At 71.6% G+C, this 25,993-nt stretch carries 29 protein-coding genes; 12 read left to right on the forward strand and 17 right to left on the reverse strand.

Translation table 11 applies throughout. From position 1 onward, the window contains the following. The first annotated feature begins 7 nt into the window (after positions 1–7). The gene (locus tag ACZ4VT_RS29105; RefSeq protein ID WP_467954066.1) at positions 8–703 is read left to right on the forward strand and encodes a SigE family RNA polymerase sigma factor; all 696 of its coding nucleotides are present in this window, start codon (positions 8–10) and stop codon (positions 701–703) included. Positions 704–1,035: 332 nt separating this feature from the next. Here ACZ4VT_RS29105 and ACZ4VT_RS29110 read toward each other — a convergent pair whose 3' ends face one another. Then, the gene (locus ACZ4VT_RS29110) at positions 1,036–1,737 is read right to left on the reverse strand and encodes a uridine kinase family protein (RefSeq protein WP_467954171.1); all 702 of its coding nucleotides are present in this window, start codon (positions 1,735–1,737) and stop codon (positions 1,036–1,038) included. Positions 1,738–1,806: 69 nt separating this feature from the next. Here ACZ4VT_RS29110 and ACZ4VT_RS29115 point away from each other — a divergent pair, with 69 nt between their 5' ends. Then, on the forward strand, positions 1,807–2,160 hold the full coding sequence (locus ACZ4VT_RS29115) for a hypothetical protein (protein ID WP_467954067.1): 354 nt from the start codon (positions 1,807–1,809) through the stop codon (positions 2,158–2,160). Positions 2,161–2,233: 73 nt separating this feature from the next. Here the strand turns inward: ACZ4VT_RS29115 and ACZ4VT_RS29120 are convergent, their stop codons facing one another. From ACZ4VT_RS29120 to deoC, 3 genes are read right to left on the reverse strand one after another with little or no spacing between them, the layout of a single operon-like run. Further along, a complete protein-coding gene (locus tag ACZ4VT_RS29120; RefSeq protein ID WP_467954069.1) occupies positions 2,234–3,133 on the reverse strand; it encodes an aldehyde dehydrogenase family protein in 900 nt (299 codons plus the stop codon). Next, complete coding sequence (locus tag ACZ4VT_RS29125) at positions 3,126–4,562, reverse strand: aldehyde dehydrogenase family protein (protein ID WP_362800398.1); 1,437 nt, start codon at positions 4,560–4,562, stop codon at positions 3,126–3,128. The genes ACZ4VT_RS29120 and ACZ4VT_RS29125 overlap by 8 nt, the downstream gene beginning before the upstream one ends. Positions 4,563–4,567: 5 nt before the next feature. Beyond that, entirely contained in the window at positions 4,568–5,530 is a 963-nt protein-coding gene (deoC, locus tag ACZ4VT_RS29130; protein WP_030714293.1) for a deoxyribose-phosphate aldolase, read from the reverse strand. 266 nt (positions 5,531–5,796) lie between these two features. On the opposite strand from deoC, the gene ACZ4VT_RS29135 reads away from it, so the two are divergent. From ACZ4VT_RS29135 to ACZ4VT_RS29155, 5 genes are all read left to right on the forward strand, one after another. Then, entirely contained in the window at positions 5,797–6,768 is a 972-nt protein-coding gene (locus tag ACZ4VT_RS29135) for a hypothetical protein (RefSeq protein WP_467954071.1), read from the forward strand. An 84-nt stretch (positions 6,769–6,852) separates the two neighbouring features. Then, a complete protein-coding gene (locus ACZ4VT_RS29140) occupies positions 6,853–7,488 on the forward strand; it encodes a class F sortase (protein ID WP_467954073.1) in 636 nt (211 codons plus the stop codon). Between the two features lie 25 nt (positions 7,489–7,513). Next, positions 7,514–8,152 (forward strand): PH domain-containing protein, encoded by a 639-nt coding sequence (locus ACZ4VT_RS29145; protein ID WP_467954074.1) that lies wholly within the window; start codon positions 7,514–7,516, stop codon positions 8,150–8,152. An 85-nt stretch (positions 8,153–8,237) separates the two neighbouring features. Next, the gene (locus ACZ4VT_RS29150; RefSeq protein ID WP_467954076.1) at positions 8,238–8,828 is read left to right on the forward strand and encodes a VanZ family protein; all 591 of its coding nucleotides are present in this window, start codon (positions 8,238–8,240) and stop codon (positions 8,826–8,828) included. A gap of 57 nt (positions 8,829–8,885) precedes the next feature. After that, a complete protein-coding gene (locus tag ACZ4VT_RS29155) occupies positions 8,886–9,086 on the forward strand; it encodes a PspC domain-containing protein (protein WP_362800414.1) in 201 nt (66 codons plus the stop codon). 49 nt (positions 9,087–9,135) lie between these two features. Here the strand turns inward: ACZ4VT_RS29155 and ACZ4VT_RS29160 are convergent, their stop codons facing one another. From ACZ4VT_RS29160 to ACZ4VT_RS29170, 3 genes are all read right to left on the reverse strand, one after another. Further along, on the reverse strand, positions 9,136–9,909 hold the full coding sequence (locus ACZ4VT_RS29160) for a hypothetical protein (RefSeq protein ID WP_467954079.1): 774 nt from the start codon (positions 9,907–9,909) through the stop codon (positions 9,136–9,138). Between the two features lie 128 nt (positions 9,910–10,037). Beyond that, positions 10,038–10,301: a hypothetical protein gene (locus ACZ4VT_RS29165; RefSeq protein WP_467954080.1), complete on the reverse strand. Its 264-nt coding sequence runs from the start codon at positions 10,299–10,301 to the stop codon at positions 10,038–10,040. A gap of 139 nt (positions 10,302–10,440) precedes the next feature. Further along, positions 10,441–11,589, reverse strand: a complete 1,149-nt coding sequence (locus ACZ4VT_RS29170; protein ID WP_319733131.1) for an adenosine deaminase — start codon at positions 11,587–11,589, stop codon at positions 10,441–10,443. A gap of 114 nt (positions 11,590–11,703) precedes the next feature. Between ACZ4VT_RS29170 and ACZ4VT_RS29175 the strand changes: the two genes are divergently transcribed. Both ACZ4VT_RS29175 and ACZ4VT_RS29180 read left to right on the forward strand, forming a co-directional pair. Further along, positions 11,704–12,438 carry an alpha/beta hydrolase gene (locus tag ACZ4VT_RS29175; RefSeq protein ID WP_467954081.1) on the forward strand — a complete coding sequence of 245 codons (735 nt, stop codon included), beginning with the start codon at positions 11,704–11,706 and terminating at the stop codon, positions 12,436–12,438. Positions 12,439–12,556: 118 nt separating this feature from the next. After that, positions 12,557–12,925, forward strand: a complete 369-nt coding sequence (locus tag ACZ4VT_RS29180; RefSeq protein WP_467954173.1) for a cupin domain-containing protein — start codon at positions 12,557–12,559, stop codon at positions 12,923–12,925. On the opposite strand, the gene ACZ4VT_RS29185 is transcribed toward ACZ4VT_RS29180, so the two are convergent. Beyond that, positions 12,904–13,122: a hypothetical protein gene (locus ACZ4VT_RS29185; RefSeq protein WP_467954082.1), complete on the reverse strand. Its 219-nt coding sequence runs from the start codon at positions 13,120–13,122 to the stop codon at positions 12,904–12,906. The genes ACZ4VT_RS29180 and ACZ4VT_RS29185 overlap by 22 nt on opposite strands. Before the next feature lie 338 nt (positions 13,123–13,460). Further along, positions 13,461–14,402 (reverse strand): LysR family transcriptional regulator, encoded by a 942-nt coding sequence (locus tag ACZ4VT_RS29190; protein WP_037805817.1) that lies wholly within the window; start codon positions 14,400–14,402, stop codon positions 13,461–13,463. Positions 14,403–14,500: 98 nt separating this feature from the next. Here ACZ4VT_RS29190 and ACZ4VT_RS29195 point away from each other — a divergent pair, with 98 nt between their 5' ends. Both ACZ4VT_RS29195 and ACZ4VT_RS29200 read left to right on the forward strand, forming a co-directional pair. Beyond that, positions 14,501–15,823 (forward strand): MFS transporter, encoded by a 1,323-nt coding sequence (locus ACZ4VT_RS29195; RefSeq protein WP_467954084.1) that lies wholly within the window; start codon positions 14,501–14,503, stop codon positions 15,821–15,823. 91 nt (positions 15,824–15,914) lie between these two features. Next, positions 15,915–16,628: a L,D-transpeptidase family protein gene (locus ACZ4VT_RS29200; RefSeq protein ID WP_467954085.1), complete on the forward strand. Its 714-nt coding sequence runs from the start codon at positions 15,915–15,917 to the stop codon at positions 16,626–16,628. 4 nt (positions 16,629–16,632) lie between these two features. On the opposite strand, the gene ACZ4VT_RS29205 is transcribed toward ACZ4VT_RS29200, so the two are convergent. After that, a complete protein-coding gene (locus ACZ4VT_RS29205) occupies positions 16,633–18,021 on the reverse strand; it encodes an MFS transporter (protein ID WP_467954086.1) in 1,389 nt (462 codons plus the stop codon). A gap of 149 nt (positions 18,022–18,170) precedes the next feature. On the opposite strand from ACZ4VT_RS29205, the gene ACZ4VT_RS29210 reads away from it, so the two are divergent. After that, the gene (locus tag ACZ4VT_RS29210) at positions 18,171–19,175 is read left to right on the forward strand and encodes a sigma-70 family RNA polymerase sigma factor (protein ID WP_467954087.1); all 1,005 of its coding nucleotides are present in this window, start codon (positions 18,171–18,173) and stop codon (positions 19,173–19,175) included. Here ACZ4VT_RS29210 and ACZ4VT_RS29215 read toward each other — a convergent pair. The 7 genes from ACZ4VT_RS29215 to ACZ4VT_RS29245 form a co-directional block, all read right to left on the reverse strand. Next, positions 19,062–19,436, reverse strand: coding sequence for an STAS domain-containing protein (locus ACZ4VT_RS29215; RefSeq protein WP_467954089.1), 375 nt, complete (start codon positions 19,434–19,436; stop codon positions 19,062–19,064). The genes ACZ4VT_RS29210 and ACZ4VT_RS29215 overlap by 114 nt on opposite strands. 51 nt (positions 19,437–19,487) lie before the next feature. Further along, positions 19,488–20,078: a Uma2 family endonuclease gene (locus tag ACZ4VT_RS29220; protein WP_467954091.1), complete on the reverse strand. Its 591-nt coding sequence runs from the start codon at positions 20,076–20,078 to the stop codon at positions 19,488–19,490. A 96-nt stretch (positions 20,079–20,174) separates the two neighbouring features. Then, positions 20,175–21,452: a thymidine phosphorylase gene (locus ACZ4VT_RS29225; protein ID WP_467954093.1), complete on the reverse strand. Its 1,278-nt coding sequence runs from the start codon at positions 21,450–21,452 to the stop codon at positions 20,175–20,177. Between the two features lie 89 nt (positions 21,453–21,541). Beyond that, positions 21,542–21,940, reverse strand: a complete 399-nt coding sequence (locus ACZ4VT_RS29230; protein ID WP_467954095.1) for a cytidine deaminase — start codon at positions 21,938–21,940, stop codon at positions 21,542–21,544. Further along, positions 21,937–23,202: an ABC transporter permease gene (locus tag ACZ4VT_RS29235; RefSeq protein WP_362800456.1), complete on the reverse strand. Its 1,266-nt coding sequence runs from the start codon at positions 23,200–23,202 to the stop codon at positions 21,937–21,939. Before ACZ4VT_RS29235 ends, ACZ4VT_RS29230 begins: the two co-directional genes overlap by 4 nt. Next, complete coding sequence (locus tag ACZ4VT_RS29240) at positions 23,199–24,314, reverse strand: ABC transporter permease (RefSeq protein ID WP_467954097.1); 1,116 nt, start codon at positions 24,312–24,314, stop codon at positions 23,199–23,201. Before ACZ4VT_RS29240 ends, ACZ4VT_RS29235 begins: the two co-directional genes overlap by 4 nt. After that, positions 24,311–25,969 (reverse strand): ABC transporter ATP-binding protein, encoded by a 1,659-nt coding sequence (locus ACZ4VT_RS29245; RefSeq protein WP_467954175.1) that lies wholly within the window; start codon positions 25,967–25,969, stop codon positions 24,311–24,313. The genes ACZ4VT_RS29240 and ACZ4VT_RS29245 overlap by 4 nt, the downstream gene beginning before the upstream one ends. Positions 25,970–25,993: the final 24 nt, after the last annotated feature.

Here is a 25,993-nt window from a genome sequence, read left to right on the forward strand (position 1 = left end):
GCGCGAGATGAACACGCTGCACAGCACCAACACCAGCGCGGTTGTCACGCGGCTGCACGATGTGAACCGCCGGGCGGGTGTCCGTACGGTGGCGGTCGCCCGTCCCCGGCCGGCCCACGTCGTAGCCATTGACGCAAAGCAGTACCAGGCGGTTCCCGCCCAGCACACGCCGTCCTCCACCTCGGAGGCGGAGTTCACGGCCTACGTCCAGGAGCGGCGGACCGCCCTGTACGCGACGGCCTTCCACCTCACCGGCGACCGCTACGAGGCCGAGGACCTGCTGCAGAGCGCGCTGTTCTCCACGTACCGCGCCTGGGACCGGATCAGCGACAAGGCGGCCGTCGGCGGCTACCTGCGCCGCACGATGACCAACCTGCACATCAGCGCGTGGCGCCGGCGGAAGCTGAACGAGTACCCGACGGAGGAACTGCCGGAGACGGCCTCCGACACGGACGCGATGCGCGGTACGGAGCTGCGCGCGGTCCTGTGGCAGGCACTGACCCGGATCCCGGAGCCGCAGCGCACGATGCTGGTGCTCCGCTACTACGAGGGCCGCACGGACCCGGAGATCGCGGAGATCCTCGGGATCAGCGTCGGCACGGTGAAGTCGAGCATCTGGCGCTCGCTGCGCCGCCTGCGGGAGGACGAGGCGCTGAGCTTCGGCCGTGACGAGGCGGAGTCCTTCGAGGAGCTCGTCGCGTAACGCGGCGCACACAGACCATCGGGCCAGGGGGCCCGTCCTACGGGGGTGGGGCGGGGGCCGCGGGGGGAAAAGGCGGGATCAAGCGGCCGGGGGTCCGCCTGATCCCGCCTTTTCGCACGTGGGCCGGTTGGGCCGGGGCCGGGTGTGTGCCGGGGTGATCCCCGCAGGGCGCCGAACGCAAGGTGCCCAAACGCTCCGACCCCCCGACACGTTCGGCGCCCGAGGAGACGCCCCGGCGCGCGCCCGACCCCGGCACAACCGGCCCCCACGCGCCCGGCCCGAGCGGCGCAGCCAACCGGCGCCCGCCCGACCTGCTCGGCTCCCGGCCAGGGCTAAGCGGGGGTGGGGGCGTGGCGGTGACGACCGGCGGCGGCCGCGGCGAGCCGGCCGAGGGCCTCGTCGCGGCCGCACGCGTGCGCGCCCAGCGCGATGTGGCGCTCCACGATGCCCCGCTCCGCCCGCATCAGCCGCAGGCCGCGCCGCAGCAGGAGCAGGACCGACTTGCGGCCCTCACGGAGATCGCGCGCCAGTCGGCGGCGGAAGGTGGTGGACGGCCGCCCGCGCAGGCAGATGGCGTCCGCGAGCAGCCCCAGCTCCTGGCACCGGGCGGCGATGTCCGCGGCGAAGATGCCCTCCGCGATGAACAGCGGCGTCCGCGAGATGTCCAGCGACTCCACCCCGGCCCGCGAGGACGTGGCGATCTCGTACACGGGCACGTCGGTGCGGCCCACCGCGCACAGCTCCTCGATCGCCGCGACGGCGGTGTCCGCGTCCCACGACAGCGGGGAGTCCCAGTCGATGTCCGAACTGCCCTCGACCAGCGGGAGGGTCGGGTCGTCACCCTCCTTGTAGAAGTCGTCCAGACGCAGCACGGGCAGACCCGAACGGGCCGCCAGCGAGGACTTGCCGGACCCCGAGGGCCCGGTCAACAGCACGACACGCGTAGGCAAAGGAGAGGAGGAGCTCACGGGACACCAGTGTGAACCATTCCCCCGCCCAGGGGATGCCTCCGGTGACCGGTTGGTATCGAGGATCACACCTCCACTACGCTGCGTGCGCGTACGACTACGGCGCACTACAGACGAGCACAGGGTGGGAATCCCATGGCACGCCACGCAGCAGCCTCCTCCGCAAGCAGCCGGCTCCGTTCCGCGGGCCTGACGGTCTCGATGGCGGGCGCCGCGCTCGCGATGGCCGCGGGGGGTGCCCAGGCCAGTGAGCTCGACGTACCGGCGGCTCTGGCCGGGGTCACCGATCCCATCGCGAACCTCAAGGTGAACCCGCTCGCCCACACCGGTGTGGACCCGCTGGACAACGGCGTGGCCACGAAGGTCGCGGACTTCCCCTCCGTCGGCACCGGCATGGTCACCGGCGTGCTGACCCAGGGGCCGTCGGTCGGCGAGTTGCCCACCGCCGCGGTCTCCTCGCTGCTCGGGCCGGTGCTCCCCAAGAAGTAGGGACAGCGGGTACGGGAAGGCCCCGGCAGCGCGGGGGAACGCTGCCGGGGCCGGTCTCGTACGGGCTCCGGTCCTAGTAGGACGAGCCGCCCGAGCCCAGCGACCCCGTCGGGTGCCAGACCGTCTTGGTCTCCAGGAACGCCGTCATGCGCGACGTGCCCGGGTCGGCGCTCCAGTCGTCCACAGGCTGTGGACGCAGGACGCGCTTGAGGTTGTCCGCGGCCGCGATCTCCAGCTCCTTGGCCAGCGCGGAGTCCGCGCCCGCCAGGTCGATCGCGTTGACGTCCTGGTGGGACGCCAGGTGCGGGCCCATCTCGGCGGCCTTGCCGGACAGGATGTTGACGACGCCGCCGGGCAGGTCGGAGGTGGCGAGCACCTCGCCCAGGGAGAGGGCCGGCAGCGGGGACTTCTCGGAGGTGATCACGACCGCCGTGTTGCCCGTCGCGATGACCGGGGCGATCACCGAGATCAGGCCCAGGAAGGACGAGTCCTGGGGGGCGATCACGGTGACGACGCCCGTCGGCTCCGGGGTGGACAGGTTGAAGAACGGGCCCGCGACCGGGTTGGCCCCGCCCACGATCTGGCCGATCTTGTCGGTCCAGCCCGCGTACCAGACCCAGCGGTCGATGGCCGCGTCGACGACGGCGCCGGCCTTCGGCTTGGACAGGCCCTCGGCCTCGCCGACCTCGCGGACGAACTGCTCCCGGCGGCCCTCCAGCATCTCGGCGACGCGGTAGAGGATCTGGCCGCGGTTGTACGCGGTCGCGCCCGACCAGCCGCCGAAGGCCTTGCGGGCCGCGACGACCGCGTCACGCGCGTCCTTGCGCGAGGACAGCGGAGCGTTGGCCAGCCAGTTGCCCTTGGAGTCGCTCACCTCGTACACCCGGCCGCTCTCGGAGCGGGGGAACTTGCCCCCGACGTACAGCTTGTAGGTCTTGAAGACGCTCAGACGCGCCGACGACGACTCAGACATCGAGGTAGCCCTCCAGGCCGTGGCGGCCGCCCTCGCGGCCGAAGCCCGACTCCTTGTAGCCGCCGAAGGGCGAGGTCGGGTCGAACTTGTTGAACGTGTTGGCCCAGACGACGCCCGCGCGGAGCTTGTTCGCGACCGCGAGGATGCGGCTGCCCTTCTCCGTCCAGATGCCGGCGGACAGGCCGTACTGGCTGTTGTTGGCCTTCGCGACGGCCTCGTCGGGCGTGCGGAAGGTCAGCACGGACAGCACCGGTCCGAAGATCTCGTCGCGGGCGACGGTGTGCGCCTGGGTGACGTTCGTGAAGAGCGTCGGGGCGAACCAGTAGCCGGCGGACGGCAGCTCGCACGCCGGGGACCAGCGCTCGGCGCCCTCGGCCTCGCCGGTCTCCGCGAGCGCGGTGATCCGGGCGAGCTGCTCGGCGGAGTTGATCGCGCCGATGTCGGTGTTCTTGTCGAGCGGGTCGCCCAGGCGCAGCGTGGAGAGGCGGCGCTTGAGGGAGTCCAGCAGCTCGTCGTGGATCGACTCCTGGACCAGCAGGCGCGAGCCCGCGCAGCAGACCTGTCCCTGGTTGAAGAAGATGCCGTTGACGATGCCCTCGACGGCCTGGTCGATGGGGGCGTCGTCGAAGACGATGTTGGCGCCCTTGCCGCCCAGCTCCAGGGTGACCTTCTTGTCGGTGCCGGCGACGTGGCGGGCGATCTTCTTGCCCACGGCGGTCGAGCCGGTGAAGGCGACCTTGTTGACGTCCGGGTGCTCGACGAGGGCCGCGCCCGCGTCGCCGTACCCGGTGAGGATGTTCACGACGCCCTTGGGCAGGCCCGCCTGGCGGCAGATGTCCGCGAAGAACAGCGCCGAGAGGGGGGTCGTCTCCGCGGGTTTCAGCACGACCGTGTTGCCGGTGGCGAGCGCCGGGGCGATCTTCCACGCGAGCATCAGCAGCGGGAAGTTCCACGGGATGACCTGGCCGGCCACGCCCAGCGGGCGCGGGTTGGCGCCGTACCCCGCGTGGTCGAGCTTGTCGGCCCAGCCCGCGTAGTAGAAGAAGTGCGCGGCGACCAGCGGGAGGTCCGCGTCGCGGGTCTCCTTGATCGGCTTGCCGTTGTCCAGGGTCTCCAGGACGGCGAGCTCGCGGCTGCGCTCCTGGATGATCCGGGCGATGCGGAAGAGGTACTTGGCGCGCTCGGAGCCGGGCAGCGCGGACCACTTCTCGAAGGCCTTGCGGGCGGCCTTCACGGCACGGTCGACGTCGGCGGCGCCGGCCTGGGCGACCTCGGCGAGGACCTCCTCGGACGACGGCGAGACGGTCTTGAAGACCTTGCCGTCGGCGGCGTCGGTGAACTCGCCGTCGATGAAGAGCCCGTAGGAGGGGGCGATGTCGACGACCGAGCGGGACTCGGGAGCCGGTGCGTACTCGAATACAGATGCCATGGTGATCAGTCCACCGTCACGTAGTCGGGACCGGAGTAACGGCCGGTGCTCAGCTTCTGGCGCTGCATCAACAGGTCGTTGAGCAGGCTGGAGGCGCCGAAGCGGAACCAGTGGTTGCTCAGCCAGTCCTCGCCCACGGTCTCGTTGACCAGGACCAGGAACTTGATCGCGTCCTTGGTGGTGCGGATGCCGCCGGCCGGCTTCACGCCGATCTGGATTCCAGTCTGCTCCCGGAAGTCGCGGACGGCTTCGAGCATGAGCAGGGTGTTCGCGGGGGTGGCGTTGACGCCCACCTTGCCCGTCGACGTCTTGATGAAGTCGGCGCCCGCGAGCATGCCGATCCAGGAGGCGCGGCGGATGTTGTCGTAGGTCGACAGCTCGCCGGTCTCGAAGATGACCTTGAGGCGGGCCGCGGTGCCGTCGGGGCGGACGCAGGCCTCCTTGATGGCCTTGATCAGCTCGTACGTCTCCAGGTAGCGGCCGGCGAGGAAGGCGCCACGGTCGATGACCATGTCGATCTCGTCGGCGCCGGCGGCGACGGCGTCACGGGTGTCCGCGAGCTTGACGGGCAGCGCGGCGCGGCCGGCCGGGAAGGCGGTGGCGACGGAGGCGACCTTGACGTCGGCTCCGTTCAGCGCGGCCTTGGCGGTGGCCACCATGTCGGGGTAGACGCAGACCGCGGCGGTCATGGGCGTCGTACGGTCGGTCGGATCGGGATTGACGGCCTTGGCGGAGAGCGCCCGGACCTTGCCCGGGGTGTCCGCGCCTTCGAGCGTCGTCAGGTCGATCATCGAGATGGCCAGGTCGATGGCGTACGCCTTGGCCGTCGTCTTGATCGAACGGGTGCCGAGGGAGGCCGCGCGGGCCTCCAGGCCGACAGTGTCGACGCCGGGCAGCCCGTGCAGGAAGCGGCGCAGCGCACTGTCGGACGTCGTCACGTCAGCGAATGCGGTGAGGGTGGTGGGCATGGTCACCACATGAGCATATCTACGCGCGTAGCGACCTGTCACCCCCCTCATCCGTTTCCGGCGGATCCGCTACGGAATCGACATCTCCGTTCCGACGCGCTTTGCTCGTTACACGGCCATGACAGGAGGCGGATCGTCCGCCCGAACAAGATCCATAAATTTCTCTTCAGCAGCCCGCCACACCTGACCCGGTGAACCAGCCGAAACAGACGCAACGCGGCATGCGACTCTCCTCCGCTCTCCTCACCCACGCTTCAGGAGTCGTTATGCGTACCGCCCTCCGCACCTCGATAGTCACCGTCGCCCTCGCCGGCGCGATGCTCGTCCCGACCGCCGGCGCCGCGTTCGCCGCGCCCGCCACGGCCTCGCAGTCGGTCTCGGCGTCGGACAACAGCCGCTACGAGGGCGAGCCCGTCTACATCGGCGAGGGCCTGGTCGCGGTGCTGCGCAACAAGGAGGAGGGCCCCGAGGCCTGGATCCGCGAGGTCGGCCCCGACTGGAAGCCCGGCGACACCTACATGGTCCGCGTGGTGACGAAGCTGGACCGGACCCAGCCCCACGACAAGGCCAAGGGCCTGGACCTCGAACTCACCAAGGCCGCCGGCGCCAAGCCCGTGCTCGTCGTCACCGCCGCGGACGGGAGCGCCAAGTCCTACCCGCTGCCCGCGGGCGAGGCGAGCACGGACTGCCGGGTCGGTCCGGTCGGGCAGGACATCGGCGCGGGCATGACCGCCGAGCTGTACGTCTCCGAGCTGGGCCCGAAGGTGGTCCTGGAGGCCGGCGGCGGCCGCGGCTTCGGCCGGCTGGACCGCACCCACCCCTCGCTGCCCGAGTCCGCGGGCATCATCGCCCGGATCGTGAATCCGAGCGGCGCCAAGCCCGTCTTCGAGTGGAAGACGCAGGGCGGCAACGACACGGTCGGCCGCGCCTCGTTCCCCGCGTTCCCCAAGGGCTGCAAGCCGAGCTACAAGTTCACCGAGGACAAGCCGGTGACGAAGCCCGGCACCCCCGCGCCCCCCTCCACCCCCGCTCCGGTGAAGCCGCAGACCGCGGGCCAGACGTCGGTGGTCCCGAAGGGCCCGGTCGCCGCGGGCGCCGAGCTCCCGGTCGAGGCCGCCGCGGACACCGCCGGCACCGGGAACACCGCCACCATGACGGCCGGCGCCGCCCTGATCGCCGCCTTCGGCGCCCTGGGCGCCAGCGTGGTCCTGCGCCGCCGCCACTCCACCCGGGGCTGACGCGCCCTCATCCCCCGCTCTCCTGCCCTCCTCCGGCGGGCCACCCTTCCGGTGGCCCGCCGAAAGCCGTCTCCGGAGTCCTCCATGGCCCACCGCGTCCGCCCGCTGCTCGCCGCCGTCCTCCTCGCCGCCGCCCTGACCGGCTGCGGCGCGGCCACCGCCGCCGCACCCGCGCCCGGAGCGACCGCCGCGTCCGCCACCCCCTCCGCCGCCCCGCCCTCGGTCTCGCCCACCGCCGCTCCCCCGGCCCCGGTGGCGGCCGCCCCGCTGCCCGCCTCCAGGCCCGTACGCGTACGGATCCCCGCGGCCGGCGTGGACGCCTCCCCGCTGCTGGGGCTGGGTCTGGCCGCCGACGGCACCGTGGAAGTGCCCTCCGTGGCCGACGGCGACAAGATCGGCTGGTACACCAAGGGCGTCACCCCCGGCGAGACCGGACCGGCCGTCCTGATCGGCCACTTCGACACCGCGCGCGGCCCGGCCGTGCTGAAGGACGTGGCGCGCGTGCGCGTCGGCGAGGAGATCACGGTCTCGCGGGCGGACGGCAGCACCGCCGTCTTCCGCGTCCGCGAGCTGGAGCAGGTGGCCAAGAAGGCGTTCCCGACGGCCAAGGTGTACGGGGACACCACGCGCCCCGAGCTGCGCGTCATCACCTGCGGCGGCGAGATCACCGACGGCCACCGCCCCGACAACATCATCCTGTACGCCGATCTCGTGGGCTGAGATGGCGTGGGGCAGAATCGACCCCATGAGCAGCCAGCAGCAGCCGACCGATGAGCCGGTCTACAAAGACCGGGTCTACCGCTCCTCCATGGGCGTCGTCTCGGGGGTCCTGCTGCTCGCGCTGACGGCGTGGCTCTGCGGTGACGCCGTACTGCGCGGCTCGGGGAACACCCCGTGGATCGCGCTGGCGGTGGCGCTGTGCGCCGTACCGCTGATCGTCGCGTTCACGATCCGCCCGGCCGTGTTCGCCAACGACGACCGGATGCGCGTGCGCAACCCCTTCCGGATCATCGAGCTGCCCTGGGCGGCCGTGGACGCGGTGCGCTCCGGCTACTCGGCGGAGGTGCTGGCCGAGGGATCGAAGTACCAGCTGTGGTCCGTGCCCGTCTCGCTGCGCGAGCGGAAGAAGGCGAACCGGCAGCGGCTGCGCTACGAGGGGCTCCGGGACCGCGAGCAGCGCGGCCCCGGCGAGAAGCCCCGGATGCCGGCCGAGCCGATGCGGGCCGGTGCGGACCGGATCGTGGACGAGCTGCAGCGGATGGCCGAACGCGGCGCCGAGCGGGCCGGTGCCCAGGGCGGCGTGCGCGTGCGATGGTCGTACGAGATCATCGCGCCCGCCGTGGTCGGCGCGCTGGCGCTGATCGTCCTCATCGCCGTCCGCTGACCTGCCCGGGGGGGGCCCGGGTGCTCCCGGCCACACCCCCCGTCAGGGCGGAACCGGCTCTACCGGGTGGTGCGTCCTCGCAGGTGTGCAGCGTCTTGAGGCCGGCGGCAGCGCCGCCACCGCCACCGCGATCCCTCTCCGTCTCCGACTCCTGGCCGGGGTCCTGCTCGTCGCCCATCTCCTGGTCGTCGGCTGGCTGACCCTTCGGCCGCTCGATGTGCCCTGGGCCGCGGCCGCCAATCTGACTCCCCTGGAGGGGATCCGGGCGGACCTCGCCTACGGGCCTCTGGAGGCCGCGCGGCGGATCGGTGAGGGTCTGGCCCTGCTGGCCCCGCTGGGGGTGCTGCTGCCGCTGGTCAACGGAAGGCTCGCGCTGTCGACGCTGTCCGCGTGGTCCTCGCCGGCCCGGACCGCGGCCGCGGGCGCGCTGGTCTCGCTGAGCATCGAGATGCTCCAGACCGCCGTGCCGGGCCAGGTCGTCGACGTGGACTCGGTGCTGCTGAACACCGTGGGTGTGCTGCTCGCGCACGTGGCCGTCGTACCGGCGCTGCGGGCCCGGCTGCGGCGTTCACACACCCGTTCACACCCTGTTTATCAGGGGACCACCCCGAAGATTTCCAGGGTCGGGCTCGGCCCCTGGACCGACGTTCTGTCGGCGGTCCAGCGGGAATATTGAGTCATCGCGAGGCCGTGCCGGTCTTTCAGAACCGCGATCCCGACGAAGGAGAACCCCATGAGCGCCCTTGTCCGCCCCCGTGACGGCCGCTGGATCGGTGGAGTCTGCGCCGGACTGGCCAGGCGTTTCGGAATTTCCGCGAACACGATGCGCGCCATATTCGCCGTGTCGTGCCTGCTGCCCGGTCCGCAGTTCCTCGTCTACATCGCGCTGTGGCTGCTGCTGCCGAACGAGAAGTCCGCCTCCACCGCCTGGTGACCGGCGGCCGCGATCGGGGGGCGCCGGGCGGCGTGCCGGGTCTGCCGGGTCAGCCGGCCTTGCGGACCTTTTCCATCTGCTTGTCGGTCACTTCCTGCGGCACCTGGCCCTTCTTGTCGGCGCCCGCCACGTTGAGGGCCATCAGCCGCACGATCGTGTCGCCCTCGCGTGCGACGACCAGGTGGACCTGCGCCGAGACGCCCTCACCGGCGGCGGTCGTGGTCCAGCTGACGCTCTCGTCGCCGCTCGTGCGGTAGTCGACGGCCCGCACCTCGCGGTAGCTGCCGGTCTGCTTCTCGACGGTGGCGGTGAAGCCCTTGCCGCAGGCGGCCACGGCGGCCTTGAGCCGGGCGATCAGCGCCTTGGCGTCGCTCTCGGCGTAGGAGCTGACGGAGGCGGACACGGCGAGCCCGAGCTGCTTCTGGGAGCCGATGCCGCGGTTGAGGGTCTGGCGCGCGGCCGGGTCGGGCTTGTCGCCCATGATGTCGGCCAGCGGCTGGCAGGCCTTGCGGTCGGCCTGTGGCTGACCGTCCGGGGCGTTGGGGTTCTTGCCCTGGGCGGAGATCTGATAGCCGGGCAGGTCGCCCTGTTCCAGCGCGGAGCGGTCCAGCTTGGTGCCGCCGGTCTTCACCTTGGCGGCTCCCGGTGATCCCGTCGCCCCGGCGGACGCCGCCGGGGCGCCGGGCGCGCCGGAGGCCTGTCCGGCGGAGCCCTTGGGGTCCCGGTCCTTGTCCGTGGCGGGGCTTCCGCTGCTGCACCCCACGGCCGCGACGAGCAGGGCGGGGACCAGCGCGACCATCGTCGCTCGTGCCTTCTTGCGCATGACCAAAGACCTCATACCGCTTACGTCGGCGGGCAGTTGGCGGTGATCGTGGCACACGGCACGACGTGGCGCCCACCCGCTCGAAGGGGTGTGCGCCACGCGTTCCCGCGTACGAATTCCGTACGGAATCAGCCGCCGAGGTTGCTGGTCGGCAGACCGCCGAGCAGACCGGTCACCGGGGCGAGCGCGGCGGCCGGGTCGCTCGACTGCTGACCCCCCTCGGGCTTCACCTGCTGCTGGCTCGTGAGCCCCTGAGCGGCGCCGGTGACGGTGCCCAGGGCGTCGGTGAGGCCGACGGCGGGAACTGCGGCGGAAGCGGTACCGGCGGCGACGGCGGCGAAGGCGGCACCGAGAGCGGCGACACCGAGGGTCTTGGCAGCTGACTGCTTCATGAGAGGTATTCCTTGCGACGGGGAATTGAGCGGCTCCGCAAACTAGCCACTCCAAACACCCGCCCGCAAACATCATTAAATACGAGAAAGCGCCCGGGAATTGCCTCTCCCGGGCGCTTTCAGTACGTCATGCCGTGGCCTAAGCCGAGACAGAACCGCTGGTGGAAGCGGTCTGCTGGAACAGCCACTCCGACTTCAGCTCCGCGTAGCCGGGCTTGATGACCTCGTTGATCATGGCCAGTCGTTCATCGAAAGGAATGAACGCGGACTTCATCGCATTGACGGTGAACCACTGCATGTCGTCCAGCGTGTAACCGAAGGTGTCCACCAGGTGCTCGAACTCGCGGCTCATGCTGGTGCCGCTCATCAGCCGGTTGTCGGTGTTGACCGTGAGCCTGAAGTGCAGCTTCCGCAGCAGGCCGATCGGGTGCTCGGCGTACGAGGCGGCCGCGGCCGTCTGCAGGTTCGAGGTCGGGCACATCTCCAGGGGAATGCGCTTGTCCCGGACGTACGAGGCCAGGCGGCCCAGGGTCACGGAACCGTCGGCGGCGACCTCGATGTCGTCGATGATCTTCACGCCGTGACCGAGGCGGTCGGCGCCGCACCACTGCAGGGCCTGCCAGATCGACGGCAGCCCGAAGGCCTCGCCCGCGTGGATGGTGAAGTGGTTGTTCTCGCGCTTGAGGTACTCGAAGGCGTCGAGGTGGCGGGTGGGAGGGAACCCGGCCTCGGCGCCGGCGATGTCGAAGCCGACGACGCCGTTGTCGCGGTAGCGGTTGGCCAGCTCGGCGATCTCCAGCGCACGGGCGGCGTGGCGCATCGCGGTCAGCAGGGCGCCGATGCGGATGCGGTGGCCGTTGGCCTTCGCGCGGCGCTCGCCCTCGCGGAAGCCGTCGTTCACGGCCTCGACGACCTCTTCGAGGGTCAGGCCGGCTTCCAGGTGCTGCTCGGGGGCGTAGCGGATCTCGGCGTACACGACGCCGTCCTCGGCCAGGTCCTCGGCGCACTCGGCGGCGACCCGGAAGAGGGCCGCCTTCGTCTGCATGACCGCGCACGTGTGCGCGAAGGTCTCCAGGTAGCGCGGGAGGGAGCCGGAGTCGGCGGCTTCGCGGAACCAGATGCCGAGCTTGTCGGCGTCGGTCTCGGGGAGGTTCTCGTAGCCGACCTCGCGGGCCAGCTCGATGATGGTCCCGGGGCGCAGTCCACCGTCGAGGTGATCGTGCAGGAGCACCTTCGGGGAGCGGCGGATCTGATCCGGGGTCGGCAGGTTGGGGGTCTCGCTCGTCATCTGCGCACTCTAACTCCTACGCGCGTAGAGCGGGGTGCCGACGGCGACCGTCGATATGTAACAGAGACCGCGCGGACGGATGGCGTACACCTCGGGGTCTGAGACTGTTCCGCCATGGCACAGCATGCGCCGCCGGCGCGCGGGGCCCGTCTGGGGCGGGCGGCCGGCGCGAGAGCCGGCTCGGGTACGACGGAAAGCCCGGTCAACGGGGTGGTGCTCCTGCTTCCCGGAGCGTCCAGATTCTCCCCCGGTCCAGTACGTCCGCTCGCGCGGGCGCTGGCCCGGGCGGGCGGGGCGGAGGGGCTGGTCACGCACACCGTCATCCACGGCGGGGAGTCCCCGCGGGAGGAGCAGGCGGGGTGGGCGGCGGACGAGGTGGTGCGGCGGTACGGGGACGTGCCGGTGTGCCTGGCCGGCTACGGCGCGGGGGGCGCGGCCGCGCTGCGCGCCGGGGGGCACGGCGCCGTCAACTCGGTGCTGGCGATGGCCCCTTTGTTAGGCGAGGCGGTCGCCCCGGACTCCCCTGAACCGGTGAAACAGCTGTCGGGGCGGCAGGTGTTGATCGTGCACGGCACCAACGACGCGCGCAGCGACCCGGAGGCCTCCTTCCGGCTGGCGGCGCGGGCGAAGAAGGCGAATCGTTCGACCTGCCGCTTCGAGGTGCATTCGGACGGGCACGGGCTGCGCGAGCACCAGGCCGAAGTGGTGGCGCTGGCGGTGGACTTCGTCCTGGGCGCGGTGTTCTCGGGACGCTACTCGCGGCCGGTGACGGACGCGCTGGCGGCGCCGCCGCCGCTGGGCCTGCGGATGCCGCTCGCCTCCGGCTTCGGCAGGTCGCTGCGCAGGTGACGGCGCGGCGTCCCGCGCGGGCGCCGTGGCAGGGGACGGCGGGTGCCGGGCCGGCGCGGGCGCCCGCGCGTAGAGTGGAAACGAGGACTCGGGCACATCTCCGACGGAGGCGATGACGATGGCCGGCCTGGTGTCCAGGAACTTCGACAATGCGGACGAGACACGGCCGTTCGTCGACGGCAAGGGCAGGCTGGACCTGCTCGAGACGGGCGGCACAGGCATCGGACGGGCCGTCTTCGAGCCCGGCTGGAAGTGGTCGGAGCACGTCAAGCCGCTGGCCGGTACGGACAGCTGCCGGGCCGATCACACCGGGTACGTGGTGAGCGGCCGCATGAAGGTCGTCATGGACGACGGGGAGAGCACCGAATTCGGCCCCGGGGACTACATGCGGGTGCCCCCCGGACACAACGCCTGGGTCCTGGGCGACGAGCCCTGCGTGACCCTGGACTGGACCGGCTTCGCCGACTACGCGAAGCCGTCCGGCTGACGGACCCGCCGGTCCGCGGCACGGAGCAGGCCGGCGGCCCGGTCGAGGGTGCGGGCCGGCGCGTCCGCCGTCGGGGCGGCGGCGAGGACGTACGCGTGGTGGCGCGCGCCCGTCGGGGCGCGGCGGACCAGAGCGCCCGGCGGGATCTCCAGCTGTACGCGGGCCACGCCCGGCACGGCGAGCGCGAGGCCGAGCACGTCGATGCCGTGGGCGAGCCGGAGCAGCCCGGCGAACTCCTCGGGGCCCGGGCGGGCGGGACCCGAGGAGGCGGGGGCCGGACGGAGTGAGGACGACGCCGGTGTGCGAGGGGCCGTCGCGGTGGCGGGCGAGGTCGAGCACGGCGCGTACGAGGGCCCGTACGGCCTCGGCGCTCCGGGGGTCCGGGGCCACCGGCAGCGCGTGGCCGGAGGCGGTGAGGCCCGGGTCGGTGCCGCCGGAGGCGGTGGGGGCCGGCGTGTTCAGCCGGCGGGCCCAGCCGAGGATGCGGTGGGGGTGCCGGGCAGGCCCAACTCCTCGTTGGCGCGGGCGGGGCCCGTCACGCGGCGGGCGGCTCCAGTTCGGGGATCAGGCGGCCCCGGCGGGATAGCAGGAAGCGCTTGAACTCGGCCACGGGCGGGGTGTCGGGGTGGCCGTCCAGCCAGGCGAGGCCGATCTCGCGGACGGCGCGCGGGGCGGTGACGGTCAGTTCGACCACTCCGGGGCGGGCCACGGCGGGGGGCGGCAGGAGGGCCACGCCGAGGCCGGCGGCGACCAGGCCGCGCAGGGTCTCGGCCTCCTCGCCCTCGAAGGCGACGCGCGGGGTGAAGCCGGCCTCGGCGCACAGGTCGTCGGTGATGCGGCGCAGGCCGTAGCCGGGTTCGAGGGTGACGAAGGTTTCCTCCGCGGCCTCGGCGAGGCGGATGCGCTTGCGGACGGCGAGTCGGTGGTCCTCGGGGACGACCAGGCGCAGCCGCTGTTCGTCGAGGCGTCGGGCGACGAGGTCGGGGGCGTCGGGCAGGGGGGAGGTGAGGCAGAGGTCGAGTTCGCCGGCCCGGAGCTTCTCCAGCATGGCCTCGCCGTAGTTCTGGACGAGGGAGAAGCGCACGCGCGGGTGGTCGGCCCGGAAGGCCCGGATCAGGCCGGGTACGGTCTCGGAGCCGAGGGTGTGGAGGAAGCCGAAGGCGACCTTGCCCAGGGCCGGGTCGGCGTCCTGCTGGACGGATTCGGCGGCGCGGGCGATGCCGTCGAGGGCCTGTTCGGCGGAGGCCAGGAAGGTGCGGCCCGCCGTGGTGAGGGCGACGTTGCGGCCCTTGCGGGCGAACAGCGTGACGCCCAGGTCCTGTTCGAGGCGGACCATGGCCCGCGACAGGGTGGACTGCGGTACGCCCAGTTCGTGCGCGGCGCGGGTGACGTGCTCGTGCCGGGCGACGGCGGCGAAGTAAGCCAGGCGAGGGGCCAGCAGACGTGTCACTGCCATGTCTTCTTCGTAACGGTTCATAGACAGACGCCGCCCTGAGCTGTGGTGATGCAGGAGTGGATCGATTATCGCGATTCTGTGCATTGGACGCATCAAAAACACCGGCCTACCTTCGATCCATGCCTCCCGTTCATACCGGGGCACCCGTCATCCCGGGTGCCTCCACCCCGTCGTTTCCGCAGCCCGACGCCCCCGAGCTCAGCGCTCCCGAGCTCCGCGCCCCCGAGCCCCGTGCTCCCGGCCGCCCCGGCTACCGCCGGATGAGCCTCGCGCTCTTCGCCGCCGGTCTGGCGACGTTCGCCCTCCTCTACTCCACTCAGGCGCTGTTGCCCGCGATCTCCGCCGGCTTCGGGGTGACCGCGGGTCAGGCCAGCTGGACGGTGTCCGCGGCCACCGGCGCGCTCGCGCTGTTCGTCCTGCCGCTGAGCGCGCTGTCGGAGCGGTTCGGCCGCACCCGGATGATGACCTGGTCGATGGTGGTGGCCGTGGGCGTGGGCCTGCTGGTGCCGTTCGCGCCGAGCCTGGAGTGGCTGGTGGTGCTGCGCGCCGTCCAGGGCGCGGCGATCGCCGGGATCCCGGCCTCCGCGATGGCCTACCTGGCGGAGGAGGTCAGGCCGAAGGCCCTGGTGGGCGCGATCGGTCTGTTCGTGGCCGGGAACTCCATCGGTGGGATGAGCGGTCGTCTCGTCACCGGCTGGGCGGCGCAGCTGTGGGGCTGGCGGGCGGGGCTGGGAGCGGTCGCGCTGATGTCGCTGGTCTGCGCGGTGGCGTTCCTGGTGCTGCTGCCCCGGGCGCGGTTCTTCCGCCCGGCGTCGCTGAACCCGCGCGCGGTGGGCCGTACCGTCGTCGGTCACCTGCGGGATCCGCTGCTGCTGCGGCTGTACGGGATCGGCGCGCTGTTCATGACGGTGTTCGGGGCGGTCTACACGGTCATCGGCTACCGCCTGGTGGACGAGCCGTTCTCGCTCGGGCAGGGCGTGATCGGGTCGATCTTCCTGATCTACCTGGTGGGTACGGTCTCCTCGGCCGCCGCCGGCAAGCTGGTGGCGCGTGCGGGGCGGCGCGGCGCGCTGTACCTGGCCGTGACGACCACGGCGCTGGGGCTGCTGCTGTCGCTGGCCGAGTCGCTGGCGGCGGTCCTGGTCGGGCTGGTCCTGATCACGGCGGGCTTCTTCGCCGGGCACGCGGTGGCCTCGGCCGCGGTGAGCCGGACGGCGAAGACGGGCCGGGCGCAGGCCTCCGCGCTCTACCAGTCGGCGTACTACCTCGGCTCCAGCGCCGGCGGCACCCTGGGCGCCCTCGCCTATCACGGTGCCGGGTGGGCGGCCACGGTCGGGATCGCGCTGCTGGCGGTGCTGGGCGTCGTGTCCATCACCCTGTACGGGTCGCACGCGGCCCGCGCGCAGCGCCGCGTGCCGGCGTCGGCCATGGCCGCGCGCTGACGAAATCTACGCTCTCGCACGGGGCAACCCCCGCATGTTTTCCGGGCATTCAACACGGTGAACGGAAGCTGTGCGAACTGGGGAGGACCGGATGGGGACGCTGACGACACGCGTGCGCGTGAAGCGGCGGGCGGCGGTACTGGGCGGGGCGGTGGCACTGGCGCTGCCGCTGGTGGTCGCGGGAGGCGGGACGGCGCGGGCGGCCGCCTCCTGCAATCTCACGACCGGGCCGTACCAGCGGCAGGTGGAGCAGTTCCTGGGACGGCCCGTCGACGGGAAGCAGTCCGCGGCGGACTGCACGGCGGTCAGGTCGTTCCAGGCGGCCCACGGGATCACCCCGACCCAGGGGTACGCCGGACCGCTGACCTGGCAGACGATGAGCACGATGCTGGCCCAGCGGGCGGCGGGGAGCACCCCGAACAGGGCGGGCGACTGCCCGGTGAACCGGGGGCGGATCGCCTGCGTCGACCTGACGCGGCAGCTGAGCTGGGTCCAGGACGGCGCGGCGCTGAAGTACGGGCCCGTCCCGGTCCGTACCGGCAAGGACGGCACGGAGACCCGGACCGGCCCGAAGAAGATCTATTACCGCAGCGTCGACCACTGGTCGACGCTCTACAACGTCTCGATGCCGTACGCGCAGTTCTTCGACGGCGGCATCGCCTTCCACTCGACGACCAAGAGCATGTGGAACCCGCCCGGTTCGGGTGGCTGCGTGAACATGCGGCTCGCCGACGCCAAGGCGTACTGGAACCTGCTGGGGAAGGGCGAGGACGTCTACGTGTACGGCCGCAAGCCCGGCACCTGAGCCCTCACCGCACCGGGGCGGGCTCCGCCGCGGCGCGCTCGGCCGCCGCCCGCAGCTCCTCCAACCGCCGCAGGCCGGACCGCCGTTGCAGGAGGGACAGGCCCGCCACGGCCACCCCGAGGACCAGCCATCCCGCGGGGCCCGCCGTCATCACCGCGCCGGTGAGCAGCAGCGGTCCGGCGGACTTCTGGACGGACTGGGCCATGCCGGCCACGCCGAGGTACGAGGCCCGCGCCTGCGGGGGCGCCAGGGAGACCGCCAGCTCCCAGGAGCTCACCGAGCGCATCAGCTCCGCCGCGGTGGCCAGCACCGCCGCGGCGAGCAGGGCCGCCGAGGCGGTCCACATCCCCCCGCCGGCCGCCGCGGCCGGCAGGACGCAGCACGCGAGCGTCGTCACCCCGTACAGGGCGACCGCGCGCGTCGCGGCGTGGGCGCCCTTGAACCGCGCCGAGACGCGCAGTTGCAGGACGACGACGAGCACGGTGTTGACGACCAGGAAGGCGGGGATCAGGGCGTGCGGCGCCGTGGTGTGGCCCACCAGCCACAGGGGCAGGCCGACGCCGAGGATCGAGTCGTCCAGGTTCATCGGGATGTCGAGCAGGACGAACCGCAGGTAGCCGCGGTCCCGCCAGGCGCTCGGCGCGGGCCCGGACGCGGTCGCGTCGGCGGCCTTGTCCGGCGCGGCGCCGCCGGCGGGCGCGGCCACGAGTCCGCGGCCGCGCGGCTCGCGGGTGCGCCACACGAGGAGCGCGGCCACGAGGAACGACAGCGCGTTGGCCAGGATCAGCACGTGGTAGGCACCCCGGGTGCCGACGGCGAGGCCGATGGCGGCGAGGCCGGCGCCGAGGGCGTAGCCGGCGTTGGCCGAACTGCGCGACAGCGCCTGGTAGGTGGCGCGCCGCTCGCCCGCGACCCGGGTGGCGAAGAGCATCTCCAGCGTCTTGGCCCCGCGGTCCCCCAGGTGCGTGACGGCGAAGACGGGCAGCAGCACCGTGAAGTCGGTGACGACCAGCAGCGCGCAGAGGGTCGCGAGGCGGATCAGGTGGCAGCCGATCAGCAGGGCGCGGAGCGGGAATCGGTCGGCGAGGTGGCCGGCCAGCGGCGAGCCGGCGATGCCCGCCACTCCGGCCGCGCCCAGCAGCAGGCCGAGCCGTCCGGCGTCGAGGCCGACGACGAAGGTGAAGTAGAGGACGGAGGACGCGGCCCACACGCCCGTGCCCGCGCGGTCCAGCAGCTGGGCGAGCAGCATGATCCGCGCGTCCCGGCCGCCCGGCGGCCGGCGCAACTGCGCCAGCAGCCCGGCCTCCCCCCGCCGTGCCTTCCGGATCTCCCCGCCCCGCCGCATCCCGGTCCCCCGCATCCGCCGTCCATGTATCTCGACGTCGAGATACATGCGGAAGCCTGCCGCACTTCAATCTTGACGTCAAGATACTTGACATCAAGAGAACTGTGTCGTCGGCGGCGGCCGAGCGTTTCCGGCTGCCGTTGTCAGAGGCCTCCGATAGGTTCGGAGTAGCCGAACCAGCAGGGGGATGAACGGACATGAGCGACCTCGCCATCAGTACGGACCTCGACGCGGCGATGGACCGGTACCGGGTCGAGCTCACCGGCTACTGCTACCGGATGCTCGGCTCCTCCTTCGACGCCGAGGACGCCGTGCAGGACACGTACGTCCGCGCCTGGCGGTCCTACGAGAAGTTCGAGGGCCGCTCCTCGCTGCGGTCGTGGCTGTACCGGATCGCCACCAACGTCTGCCTGGACCTGCTGAACGCGGGGAACAAGCGGGCCCGCCCCATGGACCTGACCGCCCCGCAGCACCAGGCCTCCGCCGTGCTCAACGAGCGGCCCGAGGTGACCTGGCTGGAGCCGGTCCCGGACGGCCGGGTCCTGCCGCAGACCGCCGATCCGGCCGAGATGGCCCTCGCCAAGGAGTCCGTACGGCTGGCCTTCGTCGCGGCGCTGCAGCACCTGCCGGCGAAGCAGCGGGCGGTGCTGATCCTGCGCGAGGTGCTGGCCTGGAAGGCCGACGAGGTCGCCCGGCTGCTGGAGACCACGGTGGCCTCCGTGAACAGCGCCCTGCAGCGGGCCCGGGCCACCCTGGCCGCGCAGGGCATCCGCGACAGCGATCCGGCGGACCCGCTCGACCCGGCCCAGGCGAAGCTGCTGGAGCGGTACCTGTCCGCCTTCGAGGCGTACGACATCACGCGGCTCACCACGCTGCTGCACGAGGACGCGGTACTGTCGATGCCGCCGTTCGACCTGTGGCTGCGCGGCCACGAGGACATCGCGGCCTGGCACCTGAACCAGGGCATCGGCTGCAAGGGCTCGCGGCTGGTCCCGACGACGGCGAACGGCCTGCCCGCCTTCGGGCAGTACCGGCCGGCGGCCGACGGGAAGGGCCACACCCCGTGGGCGCTCCAGGTGCTGGAGATCTCAGACGGCAGGATCGTCGGGCTCAACGCCTTCCTGGACACCGCCCGCTGGTTCCCGCTCTTCGGCCTCCCCGAGCAGCTCGACGAGTCCTACGAGGTCCAGCAGGGCGCGTAGGGCCGGGCCGGCGCCGGTCACGGTGAAACCCCCGCCGTGGCCTCGGGCGGTCAGCCGCAACCGGGCCAACACCTCCACGGCGGCCAGGTCCGGCGCGGTGACGGCCCCGACATCGCACTCCACCGCCGTCGCTCCGCCCTCGTACAACCGGGCCAGGCGCGCGCACAGCCGCGCGGCATCCCGCCGGGTCGGGCCGGGTACGGGCAGCACGATTCGTCTGATCTCCACAAGGGGATGACTGCCCGGCCCGCCCGAACTCATCGGGGGCGACGGCAAAGTGCGGAGTCTGGACGCCCGGCCGCGGTTCCCAGATCAGGGGGTGGGGAAGGCGGAGGTGTCGAGCGCGAGTTCGAAGGGCGCGGGAAGGGTGACCGTCTCGCCGAACTTACCCACCCACAACACCCGGTACATGCCGTTCTGGGGCTCGCCGTACAGATGGATCGTGGGGGCGCCGGAGACGTGCGCGTCGATGAGCAGGTACAGGGGCACGCCTGCGACGGCATAGGCCTTGAGCTTTGTGACGCGGTCGTGGTTGGCGTTCGCCTTCGAGGTGACCTCGACGACGAGTTCGGCAGCGGACGCGGGAACGTAGTTGCCCTCGCACTGCACCACATCGCGGGGCACGACCGCCACGTCCGGAATGAAAAGCCCCTCACGGGACGGGACGGCCACATTGAGGGTCTGGTACACCCCGCAGTCGTCAGGCTTGGCCTCGTACAAGCGTTCCTGAACCAGTTCAGCGATGTAGTTGTGGTGGTTGACGGGCGGTGGTGCCACGGTGACGATCCCCTCGATGATCTCCACCTTGCAGCCCTCCGGCGCGTCCGTCTCCTCCCAGAAACGGACGAGGCCCTCCCAGCCGTCGCCGTTTGCCGGCTCCTGCTGGACGGTGAGTGCGCTCATGGTGTGCTCCTCAATCGGTTCGTCACCGATCCCAGCATGACGAACGGGACCGGTGGGCGTCCACCGATCCCGTTCAGCCGCACGAGTGAGTACAGGTCAGGCGATGCGGTCCAGGATGATCGGCGTGGCGGAGAAGACCGTGCCGGCCGGGGAGACGTCGTACGTGCCCTCCAGCGCGGACAGGGCGTACGCGAACTTCTCCGGGGTGTCCGTGTGCAGGGTCATCAGCGGCTGGCCGGCGGTGACGGTGTCGCCCGGCTTCGCGTGCAGCTCGACGCCCGCGCCGGCCTGCACCGGGTCCTCCTTGCGGGCGCGGCCGGCGCCGAGGCGCCAGGCGGCGACGCCGACCCCGTACGCGTCCAGGCGGGTCAGGACGCCCGAGGCCGGGGCGGTGACCACGTGCTGCTCACGGGCCACCGGCAGGGTCGCGTCCGGGTCGCCGCCCTGGGCCGCGATCATCCGGCGCCAGTGGTCCATCGCGGAGCCGTCGGCGAGGGCCTTCGCCGGGTCGGCGTCCTTGATGCCCGCCGCCTCCAGCATCTCCTTGGCCAGGGCGATGGTCAGCTCGACCACGTCGGCGGGGCCGCCGCCGGCCAGGACCTCGACCGACTCGCGGACTTCGAGGGCATTGCCGGCGGTCAGACCGAGCGGGGTGGACATGTCGGTGAGCAGGGCGACGGTCTTGACGCCGCTGTCCGTGCCCAGGCCGACCATCGTGTGGGCCAGCTCCTGCGCGTCCGCGAGGTTCTTCATGAAGGCGCCGGTGCCGACCTTCACGTCCAGGACGAGCGAGCCGGTGCCCTCGGCGATCTTCTTGGACATGATCGAGGAGGCGATCAGCGGGATGGCCTCGACAGTGCCGGTGACGTCGCGCAGCGCGTAGAGCTTCTTGTCCGCCGGGGCCAGGCCGTCGCCGGCCGCGCAGATGACGGCGCCCGTGGTGTCGAGGACGTGCAGCATCTCCTCGTTGGACAGCAGCGCGCGCCAGCCGGGGATGGACTCCAGCTTGTCGAGGGTGCCGCCGGTGTGGCCGAGACCGCGGCCGGAGAGCTGCGGGACGGCCGCGCCGCAGGCGGCGACGAGCGGGGCCAGGGGCAGGGTGATCTTGTCGCCCACGCCGCCGGTGGAGTGCTTGTCGGCGGTGGGGCGGGAGAGGGAGTCGAAGTTCATCCGCTCGCCGGAGGCGATCATCGCCGCGGTCCAGCGGGCGATCTCGGTGCGGTTCATGCCGTTCAGCAGGATGGCCATCGCCAGCGCCGACATCTGCTCGTCGGCGACGACACCGCGCGTGTACGCGTCGATGACCCAGTCGATCTGCTCGGGGCTCAGCTCACCGCGGTCCCGCTTGGTCCGGATGACGGAGATGACGTCCATGTGGTGCTTCCTTCTACGCGCATAGAGAGAGGTGTTTGCGGAAGTACGACGGCCCTCCGCCCGGAAGGGGCGAAGGGCCGTCGGCACGGCTATCTCAGGTGATCGGGCCCGAAGGCCTGGGGCAGCATCTCCGCCAGCGGAAGGATCCCCTTCGGGGTCTCCACCAGCAGGTCCGGTCCGCCGAATTCGAAGAGCAGCTGGCGGCAGCGGCCGCACGGCACGAGGATCTCGCCCCGGCCGTCGACGCACGTGAAGTGCGTGAGGCGGCCACCGCCCGTGGCCTGGAGTGAGGACACCAGGCCGCACTCGGCGCACAGGCTGAGTCCGTAGCTCGCGTTCTCCACGTTGCAGCCGACGATGGTGCGGCCGTCGTCGACGAGGGCGGCGGCCCCGACCGGGAAGCCCGAGTACGGGGCGTACGCCCGGGACATCGCGTCCCGGGCGGCCGTCCGCAGGGCTTCCCAGTCCACGGCGTGGGCCGGGGTCACTTGCCCTGGCCCTTGCGGTACGGCATGCCGTCCGCCTTCGGCATCCGCAGGCGCTGCGCGGACAGCGCGAGCACCAGCAGCGTGGTCACGTACGGGGCCGCGTCCACGAACTGGCTCGGCACCGAGTCGGTCATCGCGTACCAGACGAACAGCAGCGCGGCGAAGGCCGCCGAGATGCCGGCCTGCAGGTACTTCTTCTTGTAGAGCTGCCAGGCGCAGACGAGCACGAGCACGATCGCGATCAGCAGCAGCATCGCGTGGACGTTCGTGGCGCCACCGCGCAGCTTGAGGCTGTCGATGAAGCCGAACAGGCCCGCGCCCAGCGCCATGCCACCCGGCATCCAGTTACCGAAGATCATCGCGGCGAGACCGATGTAACCGCGGCCGCCGGTCTGGCCCTCCTGGTAGATCGGGCTGGCGACGATCGACAGGAACGCGCCGCCGAGGCCGGCCAGGCCGCCCGAGACGATCACGGCGATGTACTTGTACTTGTAGACGTTGACGCCCAGCGACTCGGCGGCGATCGGGTTCTCACCGCAGGAGCGCAGCCGCAGGCCGAAGGTGGTCCGCCACAGCACCCACCAGGTGGCCGGGATCAGCAGCAGGGCGACGACGGTCAGCAGCGACAGCTCGGTGACCAGGCCGCCGATGACGCCGGCGAGGTCCGAGACGAAGAACCAGTGCTTGGCCTGGAGATCGGACATCCAGTCGGACAGCCCTGGAATGGTGATCTTGTAGATCGGTTCGACCTGCGGCGACTGCTTGGAGGAGCCGCCCGGCGCGTCCGCGAACGTGAAGTTCGACAGGTACTGGGTGAAGCCCAGCGCCAGGATGTTGACGGCCACACCGGAGACGATGTGGTTGACGTTGAAGGTGATCGTGATGATCGCGTGCAGCAGGCCGCCGATGGCGCCGCCGATGATGCCGGCCATCACGCCGGTCCACGGGCCCCACTGGTAGCCGGCCCAGGCACCGAACCAAGTGCCGAGGATCATCATGCCCTCAAGGCCGATGTTGACGACGCCCGCGCGCTCGGCCCACAGGCCGCCGAGGCCGGCGAGGCCGATCGGCACGGCGAGCGAGAGGGCGCCGGAGACCTGGCCGACGGAGGTCAGGTCGTTCGCGCCGCTGATCAGGCGGACCAGCGAGACCAGCGCGAGGCCGCCCGCGATGATCAGCATGATCCAGGGCAGGGTGAGCTTCTTGCGACCGCCGGACTTCTTCGGGGCGGCAGCCGTCGCGGAGACAGTGCTGGTGCTCACGCCGCGACCTCCTTGTCGGTCTTGATGGCGTGCCCGGCGGCGAGCTCCTCGCCGACCTTCTGCTGCTGGCGCCGGATGCCGTAGCGGCCGACGAGTTCGTACGAGACGACGACCGCGATCACGATCAGGCCCTTCATGATCGTGCCGATCTCCTTCGCGTACCCGGCCTGGTCGAGCGAGGCCGAGGCCTTGTCGATGAAGGCCATCAGGAACGCGGCGAAGAGCATGCCGACCGGGCTGTTGCGGCCGAGCAGCGCGATGGTGATGCCGGTGAAGCCGACGCCGACCGGGAAGGCCAGGTTGTAGGTGTGCGTCTCGCCCAGCAGCTGCGGCATGCCGGCGAGACCCGCGACCGCACCGGAGATGAGCATCGAGGTGATGATCATCTTCTTGGCGTCGACGCCGGAGGCCTGGGCGGCGGACTCGCTGGCACCGGTGGCGCGCAGGTCGAAGCCGAAGCGGGTCCGGTTGAGCGCGAACCAGTAGACGATGCCGAGGGCGAAGGCCACGAAGGTGAAGCCGTAGAGCTCCATGCCGTCGCCGAGGGACACGGCCGGGAACCAGCCCGACTCGGCGATGTCGCCGGTCGTCAGGTCGTTGGAGCCCGCGATCTGGACGCCGAGGTTCTTCGTCAGCATCAGCCAGGCGATCAGGCTGGTCGCGATGGCGTTCAGCATGATCGTGGAGACGACCTCGCTCACCCCCCGCTTGGCCTTGAGGACACCGGCGATACCGGACCAGAAGGCACCGACGAGCATCGCCACGAGGACGATCAGCAGCAGGTGCAGCGGGCCCGGCAGGGCCACGGCCGCACCGACCACGGCGGAGAGCATCGCCGCGAGGCGGTACTGGCCGTCGACGCCGATGTTGAAGAGGTTCATCCGGAAGCCGATGGCCACGGCCAGGGCCGCCAGGTAGTACGTACCGGCCTGGTTCACGATGAGGACCTGGACGTCCTCGTAGCCGGCGTTCTCCACCATGAGGCGCAGCGGCTCGATCGGGTCGATGCCCGTCGCCGCCAGCACGATCATGGTCAGCAGGAAGGCGCTGACCAGGGCCAGCACGGGCCCGGCAAAGCCGAGGAGCAGCCGGTCCTTGTCGAATTTCTTCATCGGGCCTCGTCCTCCGTCGTGTCACCGTCGGCAGCGGCGGAGTGGTTGTCGGTGGCTTCCAGGTGCCCGGAGGCGGCGCCCGTCATGGCGGTGCCGAGCTCCTCCGGGGTGACGGTCGCGGGGTCGGCGTCCGCGACCAGGCGGCCGCGGTAGATCACCCGCAGGGTGTCGGACAGGCCGATGAGCTCGTCCAGGTCCGCGGAGATGAGCAGGACGGCCAGACCCTCGCGGCGGGCCTCGCGGATCGCGTCCCAGATCTGCGCCTGCGCACCGACGTCCACACCGCGGGTGGGGTGGGCGGCGATGAGGAACTTCGGGTTGTGGCTCATCTCGCGGCCGACGATCAGCTTCTGCTGGTTGCCGCCGGAGAGCGAGGCCGCGGTGACCTCGATGCCGGGCGTGCGGACGTCGTACTCGCGCACGATCCGCTCGGTGTCCTTGCGGGCCGTCTTCGGGTCGAGGATGCCCTTCCTGGAGTTGGGCGCCTCGGTGACGTGGCCGAGGATGCGGTTCTCCCACAGCGGGGACTCCAGCAGCAGGCCGTGCCGGTGCCGGTCCTCGGGGATGTAGCCGATGCCGCCCTCGCGGCGCTTGCGCACCGAGGTCTTGGTGATGTCCTTGCCGTCCAGCGTGATCACGCCCGCGTCGGCGGAGGCCATGCCCATCAGGGCTTCGATCAGCTCGGTCTGGCCGTTGCCCTCGACACCGGCGATGCCGAGGATCTCGCCCTTGTGGATGGTGAAGCTGATGTCGTCCAGCAGGAGGCGGCCGACCGCGACGTGCTCCAGGATCGCGGAGTCCGTGGGGACCGCGGGTGCCATGACCTCCGGCTCGGCGACGACGGCGTCGCTCGCGGCGAGGGACAGGCCCGCCACCTTCAGCATCGGGACGTCCGTCACGGTCGACTCGCGGGTCTCCGGCGAGGGCAGTTCCGCACCGACCATCAGCTCGGCGAGCTGCTTGGTGGTGGCGGTCTTCGGGTCGGCGGTGCCGACCGTGGTGCCGCGCCGGATGACGGTGATGTCGTCGGCGACCTTCAGCACCTCGCCCAGCTTGTGCGAGATGAAGATGACGGTCAGGCCTTCGGCCTTGAGCTCGCGCAGGTTGTCGAAGAGGGCGTCCACCTCCTGCGGCACGAGCACTGCGGTCGGCTCGTCGAGGATGAGGATCTGTGCGCCGCGGTAGAGGACCTTGAGGATCTCCACGCGCTGGCGGTCGGCGACACCGAGGTCCTCGACCAGGGCGTCGGGGCGCACGCCGAGGCCGTACGCGTCCGAGATCTCCCTGATCTTCTTACGGGCCTTGGCGCCGATGCCGTAGAGCTTCTCGCCGCCGAGAACCACGTTCTCCAGGACGGTGAGGTTGTCGGCGAGCATGAAGTGCTGGTGCACCATGCCGATGCCGAGGGCGATGGCGTCGCCGGGGGTGCTGAAGGAGACCTGCTCCCCGTCGATGGCGATGGTCCCCTCGTCCGGCTTCTGCATGCCGTAGAGGATCTTCATCAGGGTCGACTTGCCGGCGCCGTTCTCGCCGATCAGGGCATGGACCGTGCCCTTGCGGACGGTGATCGCGATGTCCTTGTTGGCGACGACGCCGGGGAAGCGCTTGGTGATGCCGTGCAGTTCTACGGCGGGGGGCGGGCTGGACGCGTTGATGACGCACTCTCCTTGGCGCGGAAG

The sequence above is a fragment of the Streptomyces sp. NPDC029164 genome (assembly GCF_055563995.1).

Excerpts from the sequence above, each read along its gene's own strand:
- ACZ4VT_RS29240 (WP_467954097.1), bottom strand. The coding sequence starts at position 24,314 with ATGAAGAAATTCGACAAGGACCGGCTGCTCCTCGGCTTTGCCGGGCCC.
- ACZ4VT_RS29170 (WP_319733131.1), bottom strand. The coding sequence starts at position 11,589 with ATGACGAGCGAGACCCCCAACCTGCCGACCCCGGATCAGATCCGCCGC.
- ACZ4VT_RS29135 (WP_467954071.1), top strand. The coding sequence starts at position 5,797 with ATGCGTACCGCCCTCCGCACCTCGATAGTCACCGTCGCCCTCGCCGGC.
- ACZ4VT_RS29155 (WP_362800414.1), top strand. The coding sequence starts at position 8,886 with ATGAGCGCCCTTGTCCGCCCCCGTGACGGCCGCTGGATCGGTGGAGTC.
- ACZ4VT_RS29145 (WP_467954074.1), top strand. The coding sequence starts at position 7,514 with ATGAGCAGCCAGCAGCAGCCGACCGATGAGCCGGTCTACAAAGACCGG.
- ACZ4VT_RS29175 (WP_467954081.1), top strand. The coding sequence starts at position 11,704 with ATGGCACAGCATGCGCCGCCGGCGCGCGGGGCCCGTCTGGGGCGGGCG.
- ACZ4VT_RS29190 (WP_037805817.1), bottom strand. The coding sequence starts at position 14,402 with ATGAACCGTTACGAAGAAGACATGGCAGTGACACGTCTGCTGGCCCCT.
- ACZ4VT_RS29165 (WP_467954080.1), bottom strand. The coding sequence starts at position 10,301 with ATGAAGCAGTCAGCTGCCAAGACCCTCGGTGTCGCCGCTCTCGGTGCC.
- ACZ4VT_RS29120 (WP_467954069.1), bottom strand. The coding sequence starts at position 3,133 with ATGTCTGAGTCGTCGTCGGCGCGTCTGAGCGTCTTCAAGACCTACAAG.
- ACZ4VT_RS29225 (WP_467954093.1), bottom strand. The coding sequence starts at position 21,452 with ATGGACGTCATCTCCGTCATCCGGACCAAGCGGGACCGCGGTGAGCTG.
- ACZ4VT_RS29220 (WP_467954091.1), bottom strand. The coding sequence starts at position 20,078 with ATGAGCGCACTCACCGTCCAGCAGGAGCCGGCAAACGGCGACGGCTGG.
- ACZ4VT_RS29180 (WP_467954173.1), top strand. The coding sequence starts at position 12,557 with ATGGCCGGCCTGGTGTCCAGGAACTTCGACAATGCGGACGAGACACGG.
- ACZ4VT_RS29215 (WP_467954089.1), bottom strand. The coding sequence starts at position 19,436 with ATGAGTTCGGGCGGGCCGGGCAGTCATCCCCTTGTGGAGATCAGACGA.
- ACZ4VT_RS29200 (WP_467954085.1), top strand. The coding sequence starts at position 15,915 with ATGGGGACGCTGACGACACGCGTGCGCGTGAAGCGGCGGGCGGCGGTA.
- ACZ4VT_RS29205 (WP_467954086.1), bottom strand. The coding sequence starts at position 18,021 with ATGTATCTCGACGTCGAGATACATGGACGGCGGATGCGGGGGACCGGG.
- ACZ4VT_RS29105 (WP_467954066.1), top strand. The coding sequence starts at position 8 with ATGAACACGCTGCACAGCACCAACACCAGCGCGGTTGTCACGCGGCTG.
- ACZ4VT_RS29210 (WP_467954087.1), top strand. The coding sequence starts at position 18,171 with ATGAGCGACCTCGCCATCAGTACGGACCTCGACGCGGCGATGGACCGG.
- ACZ4VT_RS29125 (WP_362800398.1), bottom strand. The coding sequence starts at position 4,562 with ATGGCATCTGTATTCGAGTACGCACCGGCTCCCGAGTCCCGCTCGGTC.
- ACZ4VT_RS29160 (WP_467954079.1), bottom strand. The coding sequence starts at position 9,909 with ATGCGCAAGAAGGCACGAGCGACGATGGTCGCGCTGGTCCCCGCCCTG.
- ACZ4VT_RS29140 (WP_467954073.1), top strand. The coding sequence starts at position 6,853 with ATGGCCCACCGCGTCCGCCCGCTGCTCGCCGCCGTCCTCCTCGCCGCC.
- deoC (WP_030714293.1), bottom strand. The coding sequence starts at position 5,530 with ATGCCCACCACCCTCACCGCATTCGCTGACGTGACGACGTCCGACAGT.
- ACZ4VT_RS29115 (WP_467954067.1), top strand. The coding sequence starts at position 1,807 with ATGGCACGCCACGCAGCAGCCTCCTCCGCAAGCAGCCGGCTCCGTTCC.
- ACZ4VT_RS29195 (WP_467954084.1), top strand. The coding sequence starts at position 14,501 with ATGCCTCCCGTTCATACCGGGGCACCCGTCATCCCGGGTGCCTCCACC.